The organism is Cupriavidus sp., from assembly GCF_057315035.1.
The window spans coordinates 430141-452031 of sequence record NZ_DBHKYV010000002.1 but is presented as its reverse complement, the minus strand read 5'-3'; the positions used below and the strand labels follow the sequence as shown (position 1 = coordinate 452031).

Genomic DNA, 21891 nt, shown 5'->3' with positions numbered 1-21891 from the left:
AGATCACATCCCAAATGGCAACCTTTACTCCCGACTACTACGACGCGCTGATCCGCCGCTACTTCGACGCCTGCAACGCCGCCAACTATCAGGGCCTGATCGATTGCTTCACCCCTGACGCGGTGCATTACTTCCCTGCGGGTCTGCCCGAAGTGCCTTGGCGCTCGGCCGACACCATCGCAAAAAATTGGATCTGGTGTGTGGACACCCTCGGTTCGCAATGGACCATCGAGCGCATCCTGATTAGCCACGACAAGCCCGAGGCGATGATCGAATGGACGCATTGGAAAAACAAGAGCGGCACCGCCCTGCGCGGTGCGGAGTGGTACGACTTCGACCCCGCTACCGGCAAGATCAAGGAGATTCGCGCCTACTATGCGTCTCCGGCCGACAAGACCACGACCATAAACGAACTGGTGGCATTCGACTATGCCAGCCGCGGCTACCACCTCAAAAGCGAGTAACTGCGTGACCGATACCTCGACATTGCAATCCATCGACGCCCGTACCGGCCAACCCTCAGGCGAGTCGTGGGCCGCATCGATGCCCGCACAGATCGCCGCAACTGTAGCGGCGGCATCGGAGGCGTCCGCTTCCTGGGCAGCCAGTGACGGAGCGAAGCGCGCACGTCTACTGCGTGGCCTGGCCAATGCACTCGAAGCCGCGCGCGACCAACTGGTGCCGCTGGCCGACCGAGAAACCGCACTCGGCACCGCGCGTCTGAATGGCGAACTCGACCGCACAGCGTTCCAGCTTCGCGGCTTTGCCGACGTTGTCGAGCAAGGTGCTGCGTTCGCGGTACAGGACGATGCGGCTGTGGCTGGTGCACCGCCGGCCGGGCATCCACGTCTCACCCTCGTCCGCGTGCCCCTGGGTCCCGTGGCGATGTTCGCCGCCAGTAATTTTCCGTTCGCGTTTTCGGTGCTCGGTGGCGACACAGCCTCGGCGCTGGCGGCTGGCTGCCCGGTGGTGGTCAAGGGACATCCAGCTCATCCTGAGCTGTCTCGGCAGACCGTGGCGCTCGCGCAGCGGGTGCTGGCAGACCAAAACCTCCCGGCGGGGATGATCGGATTTGTGGAAGGCGCCGCCATCGCGACGGGTGTCCAGCTCGTGCAGGCTGAGTCCATCGCCGCCGTGGCATTTACTGGATCGTTCGTCGGTGGCACGGCCTTGGCTAAGGTTGCAGCCGAGCGGTCTCGCCCTATCCCCTTCTTCGGCGAACTCGGCTCGGTCAACCCGGTTGTTGTGCTGCCTCAAGCCTTGCGTGGGGATGTCACGGAGCTCGCTCAGACGTTAGCCGGTTCCATCTGTCAGGGCAGCGGGCAGTTCTGCACCAGTCCTGGTGTGATCGTCGTACAGAAAGATGCCGCTGGCGATGAATTCGTTAGCGCCCTGGCCACGCAGCTTTCCAGTCTGAACCCGCATGCCATGCTGACGCCGGGCATCCGCCGCGCGTTCGACAAGGGCACCAAGCACTGGTGCGAGGCGTCCGGCGTCCGTCCTCTGGTCACCGACACTGCCGAGCCCGACAGTACTCCACGGCCTTGTCTTGTGGAAGTCGATGTCGAGACATTCGTCTCAGACGCCACCCTGCACGAAGAAGTATTCGGTTCTGCGGCAATCGTTGTGCGCACCCATGCGTGGTCTGAGGCTGTTGACGTGCTGCGCGCAGTCGGTGGCTCGCTAACTGTCACCCTGTGGGGCGTCGATGCGGGAACTGGTACGCCTGACGCAGACACACTCGCACTAGTTCGCGCCGCGGCACTGGTTGCGGGACGCGTCCTGTTTGCAGGCGTGCCCACTGGCGTAGCCGTAACCGCCGCACAGCACCATGGCGGTCCCTTCCCAGCGTCGACCGCGCCGGCGACAACGTCAGTTGGCTACGCCGCTCTCGACCGTTTCCTTCGCCCCGTAGCGCTGCAGGATGCGCCGGCCTGGCTGGTCGGCCGGAAGGGCGTGCCATGCTAAGGCATATCGTGCTATTCCGGCGCAAGCCCGACGTGGCGCCGGACCCCGCGCGTGAAACCGCGCTGGCCGCGCGCATGACGGCGCTCGGCGCAGAGATTCCGGCGATCACATTCTGGCGTGTCGCGCGCAACGAGATGGACCGGGCAATTTGCTGGGACTATGTGCTGGAATCTGAGGTCGCCGATGCCGCCGCCCTGGACGCCTATCTGTTCCACCCGCTGCACCAAGCCCTGGTCGCAGACCTGAAGCCCTACTTCGAATGGGCGGCAGTGGACTATACGCTGTAGACGCACAGCCTTCCAAGCAGTGTGCCGTGATAGGACGGTAAACTTCGATACTTCGAAGTTTGCCGACATCCCGGCACAAATTTTCGGGTGCCAGAGGCAACTGCCGGGACCCATTGCGGTCGGATAACTTTCTCCAAACCGGTCAGTCAGCCAGATCCAGGTTCTGCGAGCTGGAGTGCCAAAAAAATGCGGCCGCTGGCGACCTCACCCAATCGGCCATCGACGGTCGTTAGCCGGCCCTCTTGCATGGTCGTTCAGATGTCGAATCTACCTCGGCAATCAGCCATTCATTGGTCAACCGGAGCCTCGCCTACGTGAGGGATACGTGGCAGGTCGCATCGGGACGACCCGCTGGCACTTGCAGCCTGGTCGGCAACCATTCGCCACGCCCCGTGGCGTTGGACCGAACGGGGCAATGTGCCGACGCTTTTCTTACTGCGCGTTGGCCGGTGGCAGGAGATGCCGAATCTAGACCTCGCCGGACACGCTCGCCTCACTTTCGATTTGCTTGCGTAGCATCGCGAAATGCTTGTGGACGCTTTCCCCGAAGAGCGGATCTTCCTCCGCCGGAATGGCCGCGTCAACTTCAGCCCAATCCTCTCTCGTCAACCGCTGAGCAGCGCGCGGCATGACCTGTCGCTCCTCTGTCGAAAGATGATTTCGATAGTACACAAGGTACATCGCCCCGGCAGCCTCCAAAGCCGTGCGCGAGCTTATGACATCTTCTTCAGCCTCTTTGAGGCGGTCTGACAGCGCCTCACCCACAGTGGCAATGACTCGATGCTCCTGCTGAAGCCGGCTAACCACGATTTCCATGTCAGGATCTCGCTCAACGAGCCGCGCGTATGCGACGTCCTCCCGAGGATGGTGAATGCGATCGCCGAAACTTCGCAGGTAATAGATGATGGTTTTCATCAAATCGTAATTTGGCCGCTCTCCACGATCGAAAAGAATAACTTGCTCTTCCAGAAGGTCAAGCAGTCTGGCGAAATGAATATGATCCTGGTGCCATGCAGCGAGGGTGGTAGTCACGGCGTGTGCTCCTTGCGAACGGATTTAGGTCGGGTCGTCTTCGACGCCACGAATCAAAGCGCCCTGCCTGATTACAGTAATCATCGATCCGCAGACGGCCTTGACACTGATCAATGAATTGAAACTTCGGCCGTATGTGACGATGGCGGTTCGACTGGACGCGACCCTTCCGTAACATTCGACAGCGCTGTAGGTATGCAACTGCATCGACTTTCCGATGGTGCTCGTCCCGTGTGCGTCAGAGCAATTCAACCGGCTGGGCACTGTGGACGGCCGGATGCACCTCCTGAACGTGGCGCGCCGCGCCGCCAATGGGCTGTGCCCTGCGTTGCGTGGAATCACCGCATGTAGGGCGGTGAAACGATTTGCACGAATGTGGTTCTCGGATACGAAAACGACCGGGCGGTGTTCAAGCTGACATCTCTAGTACGGGCGAAGTCCTCCACACTGCGCTCTTCGGCGAGTCAGTGTGCGAGCCTCGCCTCTGTCCTGGTGAGGCCGAACAGGGGCTGCAGGGTCTCGGGCGTGCTTCCACCTTTTGATTGAGTGTCCCGCACCAGCACCATTGCCATGGGACGATCTGCAATCTCGTTCAGTTCGCCGGCCTTGACCGGCGCAATCATCACTGAAAGCGGTGATTGGCGCGCACGCTGAACTGCAAGAACTGCGAACCAGGCGCTGATGACGGTTTACATTCTCAAAGACGACCTAAAGGCGCTGTGGGACTATCGGCATCTGGGCTACGCCAAAAGGATTTTTCAACGAGCTCTATCTTCCTGGATCGCCGCGACTCACTTGTGCGAGCCAAACACTTGGGTCAAAGATTGAATCATGCGAGCCTACCGAGGCAAAGTAGGCTCGATGAGGAAAGGCACCTAATATGGTGCCCTTCAGTGCGTTATATTTCTCAGTTCCTTTAGGGACGCTTGCCGAAGCTCGCGGTCTCCTTAGTCCACCGCCGCGCCTGTTCGCTCAGGCTGAAGCCGAGGCCGGGGCGATCCGGTACCACCATGCGGCCATCGCGCAATTCGAGGCGCTCGTTAAACATCGGCTCCAGCCATTCGAAGTGTTCGAGCCAAGGCTCGCGCGGATAAGCAGCTGCCAAATGCAGATGAATTTCCATCGCGAAGTGAGGCGCCAGACGCAGGCCCTTGAAGTCGGCCAATTGCATGATCTGCAGGAATGGCGTGATGCCACCCACTCGCGGCGCATCGGGTTGCACGAAGTCGCATGCCCCTGCCGTAATCAGCTGAGCGTGTTCGCCGAAGCTGGTGAGCATCTCGCCAGTGGCGATGGGCGTGTCGAGGGAAGCAGCCAACGCGGCATGGCCCTCAGTATCGTAGGCGTCGAGCGGTTCCTCAATCCAGACCAGGTTGTACGGCTCCAGCGTCCGGCCCATGCGCTGAGCGGTAGCCCGGTCCCACTGTTGGTTGACATCAACCATAAACGGGAAGGAATCGCCTAGGTGCTCGCGCACTGCCTTCACGCGGCGCAGATCCTCCGCCGTGTCAGGCTGTCCCACCTTAATCTTAATGCCGCCGATACCATTTTCGCGCGACTTGTCGATGTTCTTCAGCACTTGGTCAAGCGGCATAGAGAGATAACCGCCAGAGGTGTTATAGCACTGCACCGAATCCCGATGCGCGCCCAGCAGCTTGGCAAGCGGCAGCCCAGCACGGCGAGCCTTCAGGTCCCAGAGCGCCACGTCGAACGGCGCGATCGCCTGCGTAGTCATGCCGCTGCGGCCCATTGAGGCGCCCGCCCACAGCAGTTTGTTGAACAGACGACCGATGTCGTTAGGATCTTCGCCGATGAGGTCGCCAGCCAGTTCCTTGGCATGCGCAAACATGCCAGGACCTCCGGCGCGCTTGGAGTATCCAAACCCGGTACCCGAGTGGCCGTCCTTGGTAAAGATTTCGGCAAAGATGAAGGCGATCTCCGTCAGCGGTCGCTGACGACCCGTCAACACCTTGGCGTCACTTATGGGGGCCGCAAGCGGAAGGATAACCAGCGAGAGGTCGATGGATTCGATACGGTCTGGAGTCGTCATGGTGCAATAGGTTAAAAAGTTACTCAGCCTTGATGCCGGCGTTCTGGATCACCTTGGCCCAGCGGTCGGTTTCCGTCTTGATAAATGCGGTGTAGTCCTTCGAGTTCGAAGCTACGACCACAAAGCCGTTTGCCTCCAGCTTCTCCCTGACTGCGGGTTGCTTAAACGCAGTCGTCATTGCAGCTTCCAGCTTGTCGACAATTGGCTTTGGCGTACCCTTCGGCGCAGACAGTCCGACCCACGAGACCGCCGAGAAACCGGGGAAACCGGACTCGGCAACAGTCGGCACGTCGGGAAAGAGTGGATTGCGCTGCTCGCTAGTCACAGCAAGGGCGCGCAGCTTGCCCGCCTTGACGTAGGGCAGCACGGCATCTTGGTTGACGAACATCATCGGAATCTGCCCGGCCAACACATCGGTCAGCGCCGGACCACCGCCTCGATACGGCACGCCGACCATGTCCAGTTTTGCCGTCTGGCGCAGCAGTTCCATGGCCAGGTGCCCTGAAGACGCGTTCGTCACGCCGTAATTCACCTTGCCGGGATTCGCCTTCACGTATGCGATGAACTCCTTGAATGTCTTCGCAGCAAAAGACGGGTTGACCACCAGGACGTTCGGACCCGATTCGAGTTGGGAGATATGGATAAAGTCCTTCGACGAATCGTAGTTGGGCTTCGGCGACATGCCGTGTGCTATGGCGTTGCTACCAATCCCCGACAAGAGCAACGTGTAGCCGTCCGCAGGTGCCTTTGCGGCTTGCTCGGCGCCAATCACACCGCCGGCGCCGCCCTTGTTCTCTACGATAAAGGGCTGCTTCAAAGCTTTGCTAAGCTGGTCGGCAATCAGACGACCCATGATGTCGCTGGTACCGCCCGCGGGGAATGGCACGATGATACGCACGGGCCGGGAAGGCCAATTCTCCGGGCTCTGCGCCAAGACGGCCCAGGGTGTGCAAAGCGTAGCGACGGCCGCAGCCGTGCACGCCGCGAGAAAATTCCTGCGGTGCAGCATGTTGTCTCCTAATTGTGGAAAGCCCGCTTCTTAATTGAGGTGTGGCGGGCTTCGATGTCGAAGCGGTTGCGCTAGCCTGGAAAAGTCAACCAGGTCCTTGGTTGACCCTCGAGTTGAATTGGGATTGCTATCCTCATACGAGATTTCTTGCGGCGTCAGCGTTGTCGCAGGTAAAGCCGACACGCAGCTTTGTCTTGCTTCCATTCTTCGAGAAGCTCACTGACAATACAACCCGCTGTTTCGAACGCTGCTTGGCAATTCCCACCGCTTGGGACGAAATAAGAAGTACCGGAATCTGCCAATGTCCCGCGCACATTTCTGCGCACTTTGCCCTTGTCTTTTAGATGCCCTCTGGACCCAGTAGCAAGATGATCGATGTAGCGCGTGTCGCCGGCGTTTCGCGCGTCACCGTATCGCGGGCTATCAGCCACCCTGAGCTGGTGTCGCCAGAAACCCTCGCCGTGGTCCGGGCGGCCATCGAAAAGCTTGGCTATGTGCCCAATCTCAATGCAGGAAGCCTGGCGACGCGCCGGTCGCGTATCGTCGGAGCCATAGTCCCCACGCTATCGAACGCATGGTTCGCCGAGACCATGGACGGTCTGGGCGAAATCCTCGAAGCGGGCGGTTACCAGCTGCTGCTCGGCCAATCGCGCTATCTGGCCTCTGGCGAGGAGGCGCTGATCGATACTTTCATTGGCCGACAGGTTGACGGTCTAGTACTGACAGGCGTGGAGCACGGCGAAGCGGTTCGCCGCAAGCTGCGCGCCTTCGGCAAACCCGTAGTCGAGACGTGGGACCTGACTGATAACCCGATCGACATGGTGGCGGGTTTCTCCAATGAAGCGGCCGGCGCCGCCGTGGCGCAGCATCTTGGCCAGCGGGGGTATCGCTACCTGGGCTTCCTTGGCGCGCAGGAACACCGCGCAGCCAAACGGCTGGCCGGCTATCGCGACGAAGTGGCACGGCTTGGACTGCCTGCCATCGAAAGCGAAATGGTGGCGCCACCGTCGTCGATCGAGGACGGCGCGAGGATGATGCGCGTGCTGATGGTGCGCGCGCCGCAGCTGCAAGCGGTGTATTGCAGCAACGATACGCTGGGGGTGGGCGCACTGCTTGCCTGCCGGCAGGAAGGATGGGCCGTGCCGCAGCGCATGGCCGTGGTAGGTTTCTCCGACCTGGCGATTGCTTCGGCCAGCCAGCCCCCGTTGTCCAGCGTGCGTGTACAGGCGCGCGAGATGGGCAAGCATGCTGCGCGCATGCTGCTTGCCCGCCTTGCCGATGACGGCAAGGCTCTTGCGCCCATTGCAGATCTGGGCTTCAGCGTCGTCGCGCGCGAAAGCAGCTAGGATTCAGGGCCGACCGTCATCATCAGGCCCGTTGCGATGCAGCCGTCGACCACACGCCCGCCGCCTGTAGCAAGCCACGCGTGTAGCCGAGCGCAAAGGACATGAAGCGCTCGCGATTCTCGTCCAGGTCAGAGACGGGCACATGGTCGGGGCACAGCGGGCCGTTGTAGCCGCCACGCTGATACGCCTTGATCGCCTCGAACATGTCCACATCGCCCTCGTCAGGAAATACTTCCTGGAAATCGAGGTATCCGCCGCGGATGTTGCGGAAGTGGACCATGAAAATTCGGCCGGTCGCGGCGAATTCCTCGATGACTGGAATCATCGCCTTGCCAGGTTCGGTGAACATCTCGGCAACCGTACCCTGGCAGAAATTTAGGCCGTGATTCGGGCTGTCGCTTAACGCCAGGAAGCGGCGAATGCCATCGGCCGAGCCAACGACATGCTCGATACCGTTCAGGCCCCCTACCGGATACGCAGGGTCGTGAGGATGGCAGGCTAGGCGCACGCCCGCACGGTCCGCCGCGGGCACCAACCCTTCGACCAGGAACTCGATCGCATCCCAGCCGGCCTGCTCGGTCACAGCCGGCACGTCACGCGCCATCTTCTGGCCGCACAGCATGGCGCTCTGCGCATCGCCCTCTTGCTGATTCGTGGGATAGCCGACGCCCCAGTACGAATGCTTGCGGTCTTCCTCTGGCGAATACTCGGCGTAGACGAAGCCGGAGTTCTGCGCGCCACCGCGGCCGGGCTTCAACCCCGTGCGCGTAATCCCCACCATCTGGACGTTGTACTTCAGGCAGGTGATGCCCGCGTCCGCGGCCTTCTGGATATTCTGGGCCAGGACCTCGCGCTGCCGACGAGCACTCTCCAGGTCAACCAGCGAATCGAGCAGGATCGACCCGACATCGAGCGCGAACACGTCGAGCTTCAGCCCGAAGCCTTCCACCCATCGCCGGTATGTAGCCAGCTTGTCAGCATCCCACGCCGACACCCCGCCGGCCGCTGACACGAGATCTGTGCCGCGATTGTCCAAGACCACGCTCTGCACGCCCAACTGTGTGGAAAGACGCAAGCGGCGCTCGTCCGGATTCAACAGTTGCTCAGAAATGTACATGTACTGCCTCCGTCATATTTAATCAAATGAACACGTGTTCATTGTTGCCGGCACGGGCGCTGCGGGCAAGTTGATTAGTGGGTGCGACGGGCTGTGTCTTGGCGATTTGTCCCACGCTGTGGGAATCAGGAACTGGCGCTCGTGCACAAGGCTTTCACGATGCCCACGCCTTCACTACGATGCGGCCAAGTAGCTTCGCGGCGAGATTTTCGCGGAGCAGACAAGACTATTCGGAGACGCAGTATGTCCGTTACATTCGACGGCGCCGCCCCCAAGGCTGGCTTTTATCGCTATATCACTCTTGCCCTCATCACCATCGTCCTAGCGCTCAGCACTGGCGACCGCGCCACGCTGTCCGTGGCGGGTCCACACATGGCCAAAGACCTCGGTCTTGATGCCGTCCAAATGGGCTGGCTGTTTTCCTCGTTCGCCTGGGCTTATGTGTTGAGCCAAGTGCCTGCGGGATGGCTTGTAGATCGCATCGGAGCGAAGGCCGCAATCACCACGGGCCTGGTGCTGTGGTCGCTGACAACGCTGTTGATGGGTGCGGTGCATTGGTTCAGCTTCGCGTTCGCAGCGTTGCTGGTACTGCGCTTCCTGCTCGGGGCCATGGAATCCCCGGTTGGTCCTGCCTCGGGCCGCATCATTGCTGCGTGGTTTCCGGCATCAGAACGCGGCGTGGCCGGCGCCATCTTCAACAGCGCGCAATACCTGTCGCTCGTGGTCTTTACACCGCTGATGGGCTGGCTTGACCACCAGTTTGGATGGAACCATATCTTCACCGTGATGGGCGGCCTGGGAATCTTGTTGGGCCTCGTCTGGATGCGCAACTACTTCTCGCCGGCTGATCACCCCCGCGTGTCGCGCGCCGAAATCGCGCACATTGAAGCGGGAGGCGCGTTGGTTCATTTGGGCGGCAAGCGCAAAAGCGACACACCTGGGCCGCGACTGGCTGATATTGGCCTGCTGTTTCGCAACCGCATGCTGGTCGGCATTTTCATCGCGCAGTACTGCATTACGTCGATCACATGGTTCTTCGTGTCGTGGTTCCCGAGCTACCTGGTCAATGGACGCGGATTCTCCATTCTTCAGGCGGGGTTCGTGGCTGCCGTGCCTGCGATCTGCGGCTTTATCGGCGGGGTGTCAACGGGCTTTGTCTCGGACGCCCTGCTGCGCCGCACCGGCTCGCTGACACTCGCGCGCAAGCTGCCCATCACGATTGGGCTGCTGCTTAGCGCCAGCATGATCGCCTGCAATTTCGTGGACACTGACTGGCTTGTCATTGCGCTGATGAGCCTGGCGTTCTTCGGCAAGGGCTTCGGCTCGCTGGGCTGGACTGTGGTGGCCGATACCGCGCCAGCACGCATCGTCGGCAGCACTGGTGGCGTGTTCAATGCCGTGGGCAATGTGGCCGGCATTGTGACGCCCATCGTCATCGGTTACATCATCGCCGAGACGCATTCGTTTAACGGCGCGCTGGTCTACGTCGGCACACACGGCCTAGTCGCCATCTTGTGCTACTGGCTAGTGGTCGGTCGCATTGAACGGATGGAATTGCCCGACGCGCCCGCCCAAGCCCCCACCCGGACGACCGCGTCCGGCGCCGGTTACCGCGTGTCGACAGCCGACGCCAAGTCCTCCACCTGATTCCCGGAATCGAGATCATTGCCATGGCCAAGTTAGAAAAGTTGCGTAGCCGGCGGTGGCTAGCCAACGAGGACTTCCGTACGTTCAACCACAGGTCGCGTGTCATGCAGATGGGCTATGACAAGCGCGACTGGGAAGGCAAGCCCGTCATTGCCATCCTGAACAACTGGTCGGACTACAACCCCTGCCACATGCATTTCAAACAGCGTGTGGAAGAAGTCAAACGGGGGTATTGCAAGCCGGCGGCTTTCCGATGGAGATCCAGACGATTTCGCTCGGTGAGAACCTCATCAAGCCGTCTGCAATGCTCTATCGCAATATGCTGGCGATGGAAGTGGAGGAAATGATCCGCGCCTATCCCGTCGATGGCGTCGTGCTGATGGGCGGCTGCGACAAGACTACCCCGGCGATGCTGCTGGGGGCAACCAGCGCAGGCTTGCCCAGCATTTTCTTGCCGGCCGGCCCGATGTTGCGTGGCAACTGGGGCGGAAAGACCCTGGGTTCCGGCTCAGATGCTTTCCGCTACTGGGACGAACGACGCGCCGGCTCGCTCGGCGAGGAAGAGTGGGAAGCCATCATTGGTGGCATCGCACGTAGTCACGGCACGTGCATGACGATGGGTACAGCGAGCACCATGACCGCAATTGCGGAAGCCTTGGGCATGACGCTTCCGGGTGCTTCTTCCATCCCAGCCGTGGATGCGGGCCATCAACGCATGGCGACCCAGGTCGGTCGTCGCATTGTCGAGATGGTCCAGGAAGATCTTCGGCCCGCTTGCATCCAAACCCATGACGCCTTCCTGAACGCCATCACGGTGGCCATGGCGATGGGCTGCTCGACCAACTCCATCATCCACGTCATTGCCCAGGCGCGGCGCGCCGGCCACGCCATTGGCCTGGACGACTTCGACCGCATTAGCCGGGAGGTGCCGGTGCTGGCAAACGTGCGCCCGAGTGGCACGAGCCAGTACCTGATGGAGGACTTCTATTACGCCGGCGGTCTGCCGGCGCTGATGAAGACACTAGGCAACCGTCTCCACCTCCACGCCCTAACCGTCACCGGGAGAACACTGGGCGAGAATATCGCCGATGCGCGCGTGTTCAACGACGATGTGATTCGTCCACTCGAGAATCCCGTCTATGCGGAAGGCTCGCTGGCTGTGCTTCGCGGCAATCTGGCACCGGACGGTTGTGTGATCAAACCCGCGGCCATGGACACGCGATTGATGGTACATAGCGGGCCTGCGCTGGTCTTTGACAGCTACCCTGCCCTCAAAACAATGCTTGAAGACGAGAACGCCGACGTAACGGCCGACCACGTCATCGTCCTTCGCAACGTGGGACCCAAGGGCGGACCAGGCATGCCCGAATGGGGCATGATCCCGATTCCCAAGAAGCTCCTCAAGCAGGGCGTGCGGGACATGTTGCGCATCTCTGACGCTCGCATGAGTGGCACCAGCTACGGCGCGTGCGTTCTGCATGTTGCGCCAGAGGCGTACGTTGGTGGCAACCTGGCACTGGTGCGTACCGGCGACATCATCCGCATCGACGTGCCGAGCCGCTCTCTCTCCATGGACGTTTCCGACGATGAACTTGCGCGACGCCGGTCAGAATGGACAGCGCCGCCGCCACGATTTGGCCGTGGTTATGGCTGGATGTTCAGCCACCACATTCGTCAGGCCAACGAGGGTTGCGACATGGATTTTCTCGAATCATCGTTCGGGGAAACAGCCGCAGAACCAGACATATTTTAGACGTCATCTCCGACTGGCGAAAAAGGAAGACGTCTCATAGAAGGGGATGACGTGCGTCTTTGACCAGCGGGACAGCGGGCGTTGCGCGGAGCATCGAGGCCCCCCTCATTTCCACTCCGTACGGTGCGAAGTCCTCTCTGCCTTTCTACGGACCAAGCGTTGCGTCCCATGTCTATCTGAAGCATGCGCCACACCTTGCTCGCCCCCGACGCTGGCGGCAGCGTTAAAGGGGCGACCAACGAAGTCCAACCTCGCTCCAAGCGCAATCGCCTTCAGCTCAGAAACGCAAATCGCCGCCCCGGCGAGGTCTTAGGGCCGCCACGATGGTGGCGCGCGTCATGAGCATCAATAACAAGCTCGATATCAAGGGCGCCGTCGTGGGCTAATGAGCCTGCATCTGGACGGCTTCAAGACCGTGGGGGCCAGCCCCGGCCATCCCTGACCTACATCGCTCGCACCGCCTTCCACGAAACCGAAGCCCAGTTTTGTGAATCATGAATTCCCTTGTCCGGGGCCGGGGCCTATCGTAGGTCACGCATCACGACATTAAAAAAGACGACGGTAAGCGCCGCCGCAACCAGACGGGCCAGCGCCGCACAAGGAGACAGGAATGACCAAGACGATGGGTATCCCCCGTCTGGCGGCCGCATGGGTTGCGGCCACGGTTTTCTCGTTCGGCATGGCGGGCAGCGCGCAGGCGGCTTGGCCCGACCGGCCCATCCGGCTGATCGTACCCACAGCGCCGGGCGGCACCACCGATATCGCGGCGCGGCTCGTTGGCAAGCGCATGAGCGAGATCCTAGGCCAGCCCATTGTGGTGGACAACCGCGCCGGCGGGGCCGGCATCATCGGATCGCAGGCACTGCTGCAGGCGCCCGCCGACGGCTACACCATCATGATGGGCAATATCGGCCCGAACGCCATCAACTACGCCCTCTACCGGCAACTGCCATACAAGCCGCAGGATTTCGCGCCGATCACCTTGGTGGTGTCGGTCCCCAATGTGCTGGTAGTCAACGCCAAGGTGCCTGCGCACAACGTGGCGGAACTGGTTGCGATGGCCAAATCACAGCCCGGCCAGTTGTCCTTCGGGTCATCCGGCACGGGCCAATCCGTGCATCTTTCTGGCGAGCTGTTCCGCAAACGCGCTGGTATCGACGTCATCCACGTGCCCTATAAAGGCGCCGCACCCGCCGTGGCGGATCTGGTGGCGGGCCAGGTGACCATGATGGTCGATAACCTGCCCAGCTCGCTGCCGCAGATCCAGGCCGGCAAGCTGCGTGCGCTGGCCGTGACCAGCGCCGCGCGCGTGGCCGAACTGCCCGACGTGCCCACCATGAAGGAAGTGGGCTTCGACGACTTCCAGGTCACCGCATGGTTTGGGCTGGTCGCCCGTGCCGGCACGCCGCCGGCCGTGATTGCCCACTTGCACAAGGCCGCCGCGACGGCACTCGCCGAGCCACAGGTCAAGTTGCGGCTGGCCGAACTGGGCGGTCAGGCGGGCGGCGACACGCCCGAGCACTTCGGCCAGTTCATCGACGAGGAGCGCCAACGCTGGGCGCGCGTAGTCAAGGACACCGGCATTCCGCAGCAATAAGCCGTCAACGGCAGCCTCAGGAGGTTTCATGATCGACAAGATCGTCCCGTCCCTGGAAGCCGCGGTGGCAGCCATTGGCGATGGTGCCACAGTGCTCGTCAGCGGCTTCGGTGGCTCCGGCATTCCCGGCGCCCTGCTTGATGCCCTGCTCGCGCACGGTGCGCGCGACCTCACCATCGTCAATAACAACGCGGGCAACGGCGACACTGGCATTGCCGCGCTGATTCGGGCGGGCCGCGTGCGCAAGGTCATCTGCTCGCATCCGCGCTCAAACAATGCCGAGGCTTTCATCGAAGCGTATCGCGCGGGCAAGGTAGCGCTGGAATGCGTGCCGCAGGGCACGCTGGTGGAACGCATGCGTGCCGCTGGTGCCGGCTTGGGTCCCTTCTTCACGCCCACCGCCTATGGCACGGCGCTGGCCGAAGGCAAGGAGACACGTGTGATCGACGGCACTGGCCACGTGCTCGAACAACCGCTGCACGGCGACTTCGCACTGGTTAAGGCGCATCGCGCCGATCGGTGGGGCAACCTGACCTATCGCTACGCGGGCCGCAATTTCGGGCCGGTGATGTGCACGGCTGCGCGCCACACCATCGTCCAGGTGGACGATATCGTGCCGTTGGGCGAGATGCCGCCGCAGCACGTAATGACGCCTGGCATCTTCGTCCAGGCCGTGGCGCTAGCCAACCCGGGAGTTCAGCATGCCGCATGACAGCTCCATTCGTTCCGATGGGCTGCCGCGCCTGTCTCGCATGCAAATCGCACGCATCGTTGCGCACGACATTCCCGATGGCAGCGTGGTCAACCTTGGCATCGGCATGCCCACTCTGGTGTCTGACCAGCTGCCCGCCGATCGCGAGATTGTGCTGCATAGCGAGAACGGCATTCTCGGCATGGGCCCGGTCATTCGCGATGGAGTAGCCGACCCCGACCTGATCAACGCCAGCAAGGAGCCGGTCGGCCTGCTGGCTGGCGCCTCAATCTCCGACCACGCGGTGTCGTTCACGATGATGCGCGGCGGCCATATCGACATCACTGTACTGGGAGGCTTCCAGGTATCGGCCGGCGGCGACCTCGCCAACTGGTCGACGGGCGAGCCCGATGCCATTCCCGCCGTGGGCGGCGCGATGGACCTCGTCGTTGGTGCCGCGAAGCTGTTCGTAATGATGGAACACGTGACCCGTGACGGACAGCCAAAGATCGTGGCGGACTGCAGCTATCCGCTGACCGGCCTGGGCGTGGTGGATCGCATCTACACGGACTTGGCCGTGATCGACGTACAGCCCGGTAGCGGCCTGATGGTGACCGGACTGGTCGAGGGCGTTTCGTTCGAGACGGTCCAGGCATTGACGGCTGCGCCATTGACGCTGGCCAACGATCATCGCGTGCTGCGCACAGGCCGCTGACACGGTCGCTCACCGAGGGGAGACACCATGACAACAAGAACCATTGGCAAACCGCGCGCCACGGCAGCAATCATGCTTGGTGCACTGCTGGCGGTGGCCGCACCGCGCATCGCACACGCCACCGACACATGGCCGGCCAAGCCCATCCAGCTACTGATTCCCTATCCGCCCGGCGGCAGTGCCGACCTGCTGGCGCGCCCGCTGGGTGCGAAGCTGCAAGAGCGGCTGGGGCAACCGATCGTGCTCGACTACCGTCCCGGTGCTGGCGGCACGATTGCCTCACAAACATTGGCACGTAGCAAACCGGACGGCTATACGCTAATCATGGTGCTCGCCGCGCACGCCATTAATCCCAGTCTGTATCCGAAGCTGCCGTACGACACGCGCAAGGATTTCGCGCCGGTCTCTCTTGTGGCCAACCTGCCGCTGATCCTGGCCAGCAGCCAGTCATTGCAGGCACGCAACGTGGCCGAGTTGATTGCGCAGGCCAAGGCCACACCCGGCAAGATCACGTTCGGCTCTGCCGGCAATGGCAATACGGGACACCTGGCCGGCGAACTGTTCGATTCAATGACGGGCGTGAAGATGACACATGTGCCCTATAAGGGAAGCGCGCAGGTGGTCAATGCCATGCTGGCTGGCGATATCCAGCTCACGTTCGACAGCATTTCAACGTCGATGCCGCAGATCCGCGCGGGCAAGATGCGGGCGCTGGCCGTGACCAGCGCCAAGCGTGCGGCCATGGCCCCAGACGTACCCACACTGGCCGAAGCCGGCGTGCCCGGCTTTGATATCAACGGTTGGTACGCCATCCTGGCACCAGCCGGCACGCCGCGCGACATCGTCGATAAGCTTAGCAGCGAGATTGCCGCCGTGCTGGCCCAGCCCGAACTGCGCGCGCAGATAGCGGCCAATGGCTATGAGCCCGTGGGTTCGACGCCGGCGGCGCTTGGCGCGCACATCGATGCGGAGCTCGTCCGCTGGAACAAGGTGGTGACCGGCGCAGGGGTCAAGCTGGAGTAGGCGGGGCTGGCATCTACCGCGCGAGACTGGGCTGGCCTACTGGCTGGTCACTGGTCTGCGAACAAGTATTCGTGTTCTACGCGGCAATTCCGGGCGGCTCCTCTTATGCCGAGAGACACCCAGGCGAGCGTGGAATGCCGCCTCAACCTGGCTGTTTGGACGCGATAAGTTTGTACCGCGCGCTCAGAGCACTAGGCGTACGTCGATCGGCACGCGATACGTATCGCCTGCATCCATCGCTCGTGTACTCGTCGCTTCGCGGACTCCCAACCCGTAGCGGCAGCTATCGGGTCAGTTACTGACGTTTAACGTCGACTTCGCCCATGGCCGAAGTCGACCAAAGCGGCCATGTCCCGGCCGCCAAAGGTGCTGCGCTAGAATCCCATGGCCCATCCAAGCGCCTCGCTTCCCGAACGATGAACCCCGGACCGCACGACGTCCTAAGCCGAATCCTTTCCGCATGCAAGGCCGAACGCGCAGTGACGGAAGATTTACCTTGACGAGCGCGGCGCGCCAATCACCGATACCTACTATCCTTCCTCGCATCCGGATATTCCGCCTATCGTCGGCATTCGTCGGGCCGAAATGCATCGCATCCTCGCTAGCCGGCTCGAGGCGCTGCGCGTCGATATCCGCCTAGGCAGCACTGCCGTCCAGATCGATCAGGACACGGAGGACCACGTCAATGTCACGCTCTCCGATGGCACCTCTGGCCAATACGATCTTGTGGTTGGGGCGGACGGTATTCGCTCGGAGATCCGACGCCTGGTCACGGGTCCGTTGGAACAGGTATATACCGGACTCGGTGTCTGGCGCAGCGTACACAACCGGCCGAAGGACCTCACCGCGAAGATCATGATGATGGGCACCGGCAAGCGCCTCGGCATCATGCCGATCAGCGACGACCGACTGTACCCGTTCGGTACGCTGCCCGAGCCTGCCGGACAATGGATCCCTCGTGCAAGTTCGTGCAGGACACCTCACGAAAAGTTGGCGAGGCTGGAGCCCAGGAAGACACGACCATTCTGAACGTCTGCAACGAGACGATGCGGCGTACTGCACAGCAGCAGGTGGATGACTTCTACGCACGAATGGAAGCACTACGCTAACCCAGACGTCTTTTCCCGACCCCGGGCCCGCCATTGGGAATGCTCCAGTTACCCGCAAGTTCGGCAATCACGTGGTTCGTACTCGAGCGCGTAACGCCGTCCTTCTCCATGCAGTGCAAGACCATGTCGTCTCCTCGCAGGAAAACTTAGGTAACAGCCTCACGGCCCGATATCCAGCAGACGGCGGAACCCATCGCGCATCGCCTCCCGGAAGTGCCGAAATTGCCGCCGCACGCCGGCGTTTGACCTATGCTCGGAGTAGCTGCCCTTGTACGGGGAGCGATAGCTTGAAGCGGCCCGCAATCTGCCCAGATGGCGGTTTTTCCTGCCCGCGGGCCGGCTTACGTCACCGGCTCCGCCTCTTCCGGCTCCCCAACATGGACATCCTCCTGCTGCGCTGCGGCAATCGCGCGCTGATCCTCCCGCGTAGCCGGGATCTGAGCCGCTGCCCCCTGCTGGTCCGGCTCTGGCTCGGCACACCATACTCGGAAGCTTGGACGGAAATCACGGCCGACATGCCCCTAGCGGGCATCGACCCGCGAACCGTCCTGGTGGAACTGCTAAAAAGAGGCTACTGCGCGCTGGACGTGTCTGGCGTGGTGCGTGCCTTCGCGCCGCCGCCGCCCGATCTGAAAGAGGAAATTGCCCGGGACGCCGACGCCAGCGCTACGGATTTGCTACGAGGGAAATGGAGGCCGCCCGGAAACCCGCGTGGTTAGCCAGAGTGAGCTTACTTCGCCCCACTCCATCATTGGCCGGTTTCCTGCCTGTTTCAGCCAATCGGTTCAATGCAATCGAATGACGCCCTTGGGGTCGGAAGCAGACTTTGCCTACGTCAACTTCGGGCGAACTCGATCGACCGTGCATCTAGATGATCGGCGCGGTGCACTTGGCAAATGCATTTCCTATTGAGCGTTTGGCTGCGCCGATCGCTACTCCCTATCGCTCCATTGTCCTGCAGTCTGATGGCCCGGATGCCAGCCTTCACACACCAAAAGATCCGCGCAGTTGCCAACAAGATCCGTGCAATCTCTGATCACCCGAACAACACAGGCTTGAGAAGGGAGCCCATGGCTCCGCTGGAGCCCTACAGCGCGCTTGAAGGGAGTCAGTCGCACTACCGCAGTACAGGCGCTACGCCAGACAGGCGTCCAGACCGGCGGCAATCAGGTCTTGCGGCAGTTCCACGCCGATAAACACCATCTTGCTGGTCATTTTCTCCGCGGGTTGCCATTTCGCAGCCAGATCGCTTCCCATGATCTGGTGCACGCCCTGGAATACGACCTTGCGTTCGACGCCCTTCATATACAGGACCCCCTTGTAGCGCAGCAGACGTTCGCCATGAACCTGCAGGATGCCGCCAAGGAAATCTTCGAGCTTGACCGGGTCGAACGGTCGGTCGTTGCGGTAGACGAACGATTTGATTTTGTCGTCGTGGTGCGCATGATCGTCGTGGTCGCACTGGCCGTGGTCGTGATCGCAGTGGGCGTGAGCATGGCTGTGTGTGTGCTCATCGTCACCCAGGAAGTCCGGATCGATCTCAAGCTTCGCATTCAGGTTGAAACCGCGCAGATCGAAGATTTCCTTGATGTCCGCCTGACCGAAGTTGACGACCTTGATCGCCGCCTTGGAATTCATGTGCAGTAGACGGTGGCGCAGGTCGGCCACCTGATTCTCGTCGACCAGGTCAGCTTTTGTAATGAACAGGCGGTCGGCAAAGCCGACCTGGCGCTGAGCCACTTCGTGTTCGTCGAGCTGCTGGTTCGCGTGTTTGGCATCGGCCAGCGTGATGACGGCGTCGAGCAGGAATTCCCTGGCGATCTGGTCGTCCATGAAGAATGTCTGCGCGACCGGGCCGGGATTGGCCAGGCCGGTGGTTTCGATGACCACGCGGTCGAAATCCATTTCACCGCCCTGCTTCCTGGTCGCTAGATCGATCAGCACGCGCGACAGGTCGCCGCGAATCGTACAGCAGATGCAGCCGTTGCTCATCTGGATAATCTGTTCGCTCGCATCCTGCACGAGGATGTCGTTATCAATGTTCTCTTCGCCAAACTCGTTCTCGATCACGGCAATCTTCATGCCGTGATCTTCATTCAGGATCCGCTTGAGCAAAGTGGTTTTACCGCTGCCGAGAAAGCCGGTCAGGATAGTGACGGGAATCATGTTGGTTACCTGTAGTACTTGAAACGGTGCGTCATCGGAGCGGGCAGCACACCCACTCCCCATCATCAGATACCTGATTGAATTACTGCTGGAACTTGCTCGGTCGATGACTCACACCGCACCGCCCGGCGAGTCAGGTTGAACAACAATAGCTGGACGGCGACCAGGACAACGGCAGCGTAGCCAATCGCACTGAAGCCGACGAATTTGACAAGTGTTCCGCCAAGAAACGGCGCAATGGCTGCGCCCGCCATGAGCATGGCCGGCGTGGCCGCCACCGCGCGTCCAGTGGAATCCAGTCGTGCGAGCAGACCAAAAGCGTAGGTGTGCGTGAACAGAATCGTGAATGCCATGAGCGCCCCTGAAGCGGCGAACAACGGATAGATTCCGGTGTGCGTTACCACCATGGCAAACACAGCTTGCATGATCGGCGCGATCGAGATCACCGTTGTGGCCTTGATGCGCTTCTCAAGCAGACCGGCCAATGGCGCCGGAAACAACGTGACGATGCCGTAAATCACTAGCGCCAGCGTTACCATCTCCCGGCCAAAGGCTCGCTCCATGCCAATTCGCTCGTAGAAGCTGAGCGTCATGGCCTGAGTCATCGCCAGCAGTGCGATGCCGACGATCGAATACCAGACCGCGCGGGAGAGTGGCGGTACTGGATCAAGGGGCTCGTGGCGATCCTCCGCAATCTGACGGCTAGGACGCGGGAAAAACAGGAGCGCCATCAGGGCCGCAAGCCCCATGATTCCGGCAAAGACAACGAACAACGTCGCGCCCCCGAGCCTGGCCAGTATCCCCGGCGTGCCGCCGAGAAAGGCGATGCCGAATACGCCGATAGCCAGCCCGGCCCATGCAAATACCCGATGAGGATTGAGCGCACGTCCAATCGTGCCGTGTGTGGCACTCAGCGCGGTTCCCACTGCCAGGCCGCCGACGAAATGCAGGGGGCCCAGCACGGCCAAGGTCGTTTGACCGAAACACAGTACGAAGGCCAGTGCAGCCGCAGCAAAGCCAGTCACGACAGCCCACTTTGCCATCAAGCGGTTGAATCGTGAGGCAAAGAATATGCTGGACAACGATGCGCCGATCAGGAACAGGGTCGGCAGTGTTCCGGCCTGCTGGGGGTTGAATCGATAATGTGCAACCAGCGTACCTACCCATAACGGCAGTGCAATCAAGTCCAACATGCCTGCGCAGTGGGAAACCATCAGTGCCGCTATACCGCGAGCACTCTCGATGACTGGTAAATCGCGGACCTTCCGCATGTTCATCTCCTGGTCAGAACGTATGAATCCAGCGCAGGTTCATATGAGTGCCGGAGTACGTATTGCGCTCCACCACCGGGAAATAGAGATTCACGAACACAAAGTTCTTGTGGTCGATGGTCCATTGGGCGCCGGGACCCAGTGAGAGGTTCAGCGTGCGGGCGGCCGGCTGGGTGGCGCTATTGACACGGTCATCGGTGAGCTGGCGGAACCAGTAGCCGTTCAAGCCGACGTTGAAGTTCGGCAGTATCTTGTAGGACGCAGTAAAGTTGGCCCACACCGCCTGACCGGCCTGGAAGTTCGCGATGCCCGGGACCTGGAATGGATTGTTGATTCCCGGGTTGGTGTTCTTCATGTTGTACAGATAGTGCATGCGCACCGACACTTCCGTCTCCGGCGTGGGCAGGATGGTTGCCGACCAGTACGGATTCAGCGACCAGAACCCCGAACTCGGATTCACCAGCGTGTTCGGATCGTAGGCACCCGTTGGCGCGATCACGTCGAACTCGAAACGCTGCACGAAAACCGGACGACCGTTTCGGATCACCGGCGGCATTTGCAGGAACGGGCCGAACGTCACATCGCCAAAGCCCGAACGCGCAGTCAGCGTCGGTGCATAGGGACTGAACTCGGTGGAGTGTGCGTTCAGCGACGTGACCGGCAGCATCGCCGTGAAACCGAGCGCGCCGCCAAGCACCTGGATCGGCGACGTATAGGCGAGTTGCGGCATCCATACGAACGCATTGAGCTGTGCATCCTTGAACGCCGAGCTCTGCGCGCCGGTATTCGTATAGAACCGGGTGTTGTGCTTGAACTGGAGAAGTTGAATCGATGTCCAGCCCGGGTCCATACGGCCGAACCCGTCGTTGAACGTTGTCGCGCCAAGATTGATGCCGGCCGGCTGATACGTCGACGCCTGCCCTGCGCACGCCATTGCAGCCAATGCAACGCCCCCAATCGCCTGCTTGTAGCGCCCAATCCTGCTTCGATACCTCGCTTCATTGATCATTCTTGTCTCCTAGATATTTGAATTTCTTTATTTGCTACTGCAAGGAGAAACGGCTTTGCAGCCGCTCTCCTGAGGATTGGCTCTGATCGATTCCCCTGCGG

18 protein-coding genes and 2 pseudogenes are annotated in these 21891 nt (G+C 61.2%); 12 read left to right on the top strand and 8 right to left on the bottom strand.

Annotation, left to right across the window (positions count from 1 at the left end; translation table 11 throughout):
* Nucleotides 1-14 precede the first annotated feature (14 nt).
* Genes ACO550_RS05625 through ACO550_RS05615 form a run of 3 tightly spaced genes read left to right on the top strand, consistent with a single transcriptional unit; the run spans nucleotide 15 to nucleotide 2255 of the window.
* Nucleotides 15-464 carry a nuclear transport factor 2 family protein gene (locus ACO550_RS05625; RefSeq protein ID WP_315595250.1) on the top strand — a complete coding sequence of 150 codons (450 nt, stop codon included), beginning with the start codon at nucleotides 15-17 and terminating at the stop codon, nucleotides 462-464.
* 4 nt (nucleotides 465-468) lie between these two features.
* A complete protein-coding gene (locus ACO550_RS05620) occupies nucleotides 469-1968 on the top strand; it encodes an aldehyde dehydrogenase family protein (RefSeq protein ID WP_315595249.1) in 1500 nt (499 codons plus the stop codon).
* Nucleotides 1962-2255: a Dabb family protein gene (locus ACO550_RS05615; protein ID WP_315595248.1), complete on the top strand. Its 294-nt coding sequence runs from the start codon at nucleotides 1962-1964 to the stop codon at nucleotides 2253-2255. The genes ACO550_RS05620 and ACO550_RS05615 overlap by 7 nt, the downstream gene beginning before the upstream one ends.
* 468 nt (nucleotides 2256-2723) lie before the next feature.
* On the opposite strand, the gene ACO550_RS05610 is transcribed toward ACO550_RS05615, so the two are convergent.
* From ACO550_RS05610 to ACO550_RS05600, 3 genes are all read right to left on the bottom strand, one after another.
* Entirely contained in the window at nucleotides 2724-3287 is a 564-nt protein-coding gene (locus tag ACO550_RS05610) for a hemerythrin domain-containing protein (protein ID WP_315595247.1), read from the bottom strand.
* 916 nt (nucleotides 3288-4203) lie between these two features.
* The gene (locus ACO550_RS05605; RefSeq protein WP_315595246.1) at nucleotides 4204-5337 is read right to left on the bottom strand and encodes an L-talarate/galactarate dehydratase; all 1134 of its coding nucleotides are present in this window, start codon (nucleotides 5335-5337) and stop codon (nucleotides 4204-4206) included.
* 19 nt (nucleotides 5338-5356) lie between these two features.
* Nucleotides 5357-6346, bottom strand: a complete 990-nt coding sequence (locus ACO550_RS05600) for a Bug family tripartite tricarboxylate transporter substrate binding protein (protein WP_485994340.1) — start codon at nucleotides 6344-6346, stop codon at nucleotides 5357-5359.
* Between the two features lie 368 nt (nucleotides 6347-6714).
* On the opposite strand from ACO550_RS05600, the gene ACO550_RS05595 reads away from it, so the two are divergent.
* Nucleotides 6715-7692 (top strand): substrate-binding domain-containing protein, encoded by a 978-nt coding sequence (locus tag ACO550_RS05595; RefSeq protein ID WP_315595244.1) that lies wholly within the window; start codon nucleotides 6715-6717, stop codon nucleotides 7690-7692.
* 22 nt (nucleotides 7693-7714) lie between these two features.
* Here ACO550_RS05595 and ACO550_RS05590 read toward each other — a convergent pair whose 3' ends face one another.
* Nucleotides 7715-8809: a mannonate dehydratase gene (locus ACO550_RS05590; RefSeq protein ID WP_315595243.1), complete on the bottom strand. Its 1095-nt coding sequence runs from the start codon at nucleotides 8807-8809 to the stop codon at nucleotides 7715-7717.
* A gap of 243 nt (nucleotides 8810-9052) precedes the next feature.
* Between ACO550_RS05590 and ACO550_RS05585 the strand changes: the two genes are divergently transcribed.
* Nucleotides 9053-10456, top strand: coding sequence for a D-galactonate transporter (locus ACO550_RS05585; protein WP_315595242.1), 1404 nt, complete (start codon nucleotides 9053-9055; stop codon nucleotides 10454-10456).
* Between the two features lie 23 nt (nucleotides 10457-10479).
* Nucleotides 10480-12209: pseudogene (gene araD, locus ACO550_RS05580) on the top strand (L-arabinonate dehydratase).
* Nucleotides 12210-12314: 105 nt separating this feature from the next.
* On the opposite strand, the pseudogene ACO550_RS05575 reads toward araD, so the two are convergent.
* Nucleotides 12315-12485 (bottom strand): annotated as a pseudogene (locus tag ACO550_RS05575) (alpha-hydroxy-acid oxidizing protein); the annotation flags it as partial.
* 334 nt (nucleotides 12486-12819) lie between these two features.
* Here ACO550_RS05575 and ACO550_RS05570 point away from each other — a divergent pair.
* From ACO550_RS05570 to ACO550_RS05545, 6 genes are all read left to right on the top strand, one after another.
* Entirely contained in the window at nucleotides 12820-13806 is a 987-nt protein-coding gene (locus tag ACO550_RS05570) for a tripartite tricarboxylate transporter substrate binding protein (RefSeq protein ID WP_315595241.1), read from the top strand.
* A 28-nt stretch (nucleotides 13807-13834) separates the two neighbouring features.
* Nucleotides 13835-14518, top strand: a complete 684-nt coding sequence (locus ACO550_RS05565) for a 3-oxoacid CoA-transferase subunit A (RefSeq protein WP_315595240.1) — start codon at nucleotides 13835-13837, stop codon at nucleotides 14516-14518.
* Nucleotides 14508-15212 carry a 3-oxoacid CoA-transferase subunit B gene (locus ACO550_RS05560; protein ID WP_485994336.1) on the top strand — a complete coding sequence of 235 codons (705 nt, stop codon included), beginning with the start codon at nucleotides 14508-14510 and terminating at the stop codon, nucleotides 15210-15212. Before ACO550_RS05565 ends, ACO550_RS05560 begins: the two co-directional genes overlap by 11 nt.
* Before the next feature lie 27 nt (nucleotides 15213-15239).
* The gene (locus ACO550_RS05555) at nucleotides 15240-16235 is read left to right on the top strand and encodes a tripartite tricarboxylate transporter substrate binding protein (RefSeq protein ID WP_485994334.1); all 996 of its coding nucleotides are present in this window, start codon (nucleotides 15240-15242) and stop codon (nucleotides 16233-16235) included.
* 585 nt (nucleotides 16236-16820) lie between these two features.
* On the top strand, nucleotides 16821-17264 hold the full coding sequence (locus ACO550_RS05550) for a hypothetical protein (RefSeq protein ID WP_315591923.1): 444 nt from the start codon (nucleotides 16821-16823) through the stop codon (nucleotides 17262-17264).
* A gap of 457 nt (nucleotides 17265-17721) precedes the next feature.
* Complete coding sequence (locus tag ACO550_RS05545) at nucleotides 17722-18063, top strand: hypothetical protein (RefSeq protein WP_315591922.1); 342 nt, start codon at nucleotides 17722-17724, stop codon at nucleotides 18061-18063.
* A gap of 415 nt (nucleotides 18064-18478) precedes the next feature.
* Here the strand turns inward: ACO550_RS05545 and ACO550_RS05540 are convergent, their stop codons facing one another.
* The 3 genes from ACO550_RS05540 to ACO550_RS05530 form a co-directional block, all read right to left on the bottom strand.
* On the bottom strand, nucleotides 18479-19510 hold the full coding sequence (locus ACO550_RS05540) for a GTP-binding protein (protein ID WP_315591921.1): 1032 nt from the start codon (nucleotides 19508-19510) through the stop codon (nucleotides 18479-18481).
* 65 nt (nucleotides 19511-19575) lie between these two features.
* Nucleotides 19576-20781 (bottom strand): MFS transporter, encoded by a 1206-nt coding sequence (locus ACO550_RS05535; protein WP_315591920.1) that lies wholly within the window; start codon nucleotides 20779-20781, stop codon nucleotides 19576-19578.
* A 13-nt stretch (nucleotides 20782-20794) separates the two neighbouring features.
* Nucleotides 20795-21790 (bottom strand): SphA family protein, encoded by a 996-nt coding sequence (locus ACO550_RS05530; RefSeq protein WP_315591919.1) that lies wholly within the window; start codon nucleotides 21788-21790, stop codon nucleotides 20795-20797.
* Nucleotides 21791-21891 lie beyond the last annotated feature (101 nt).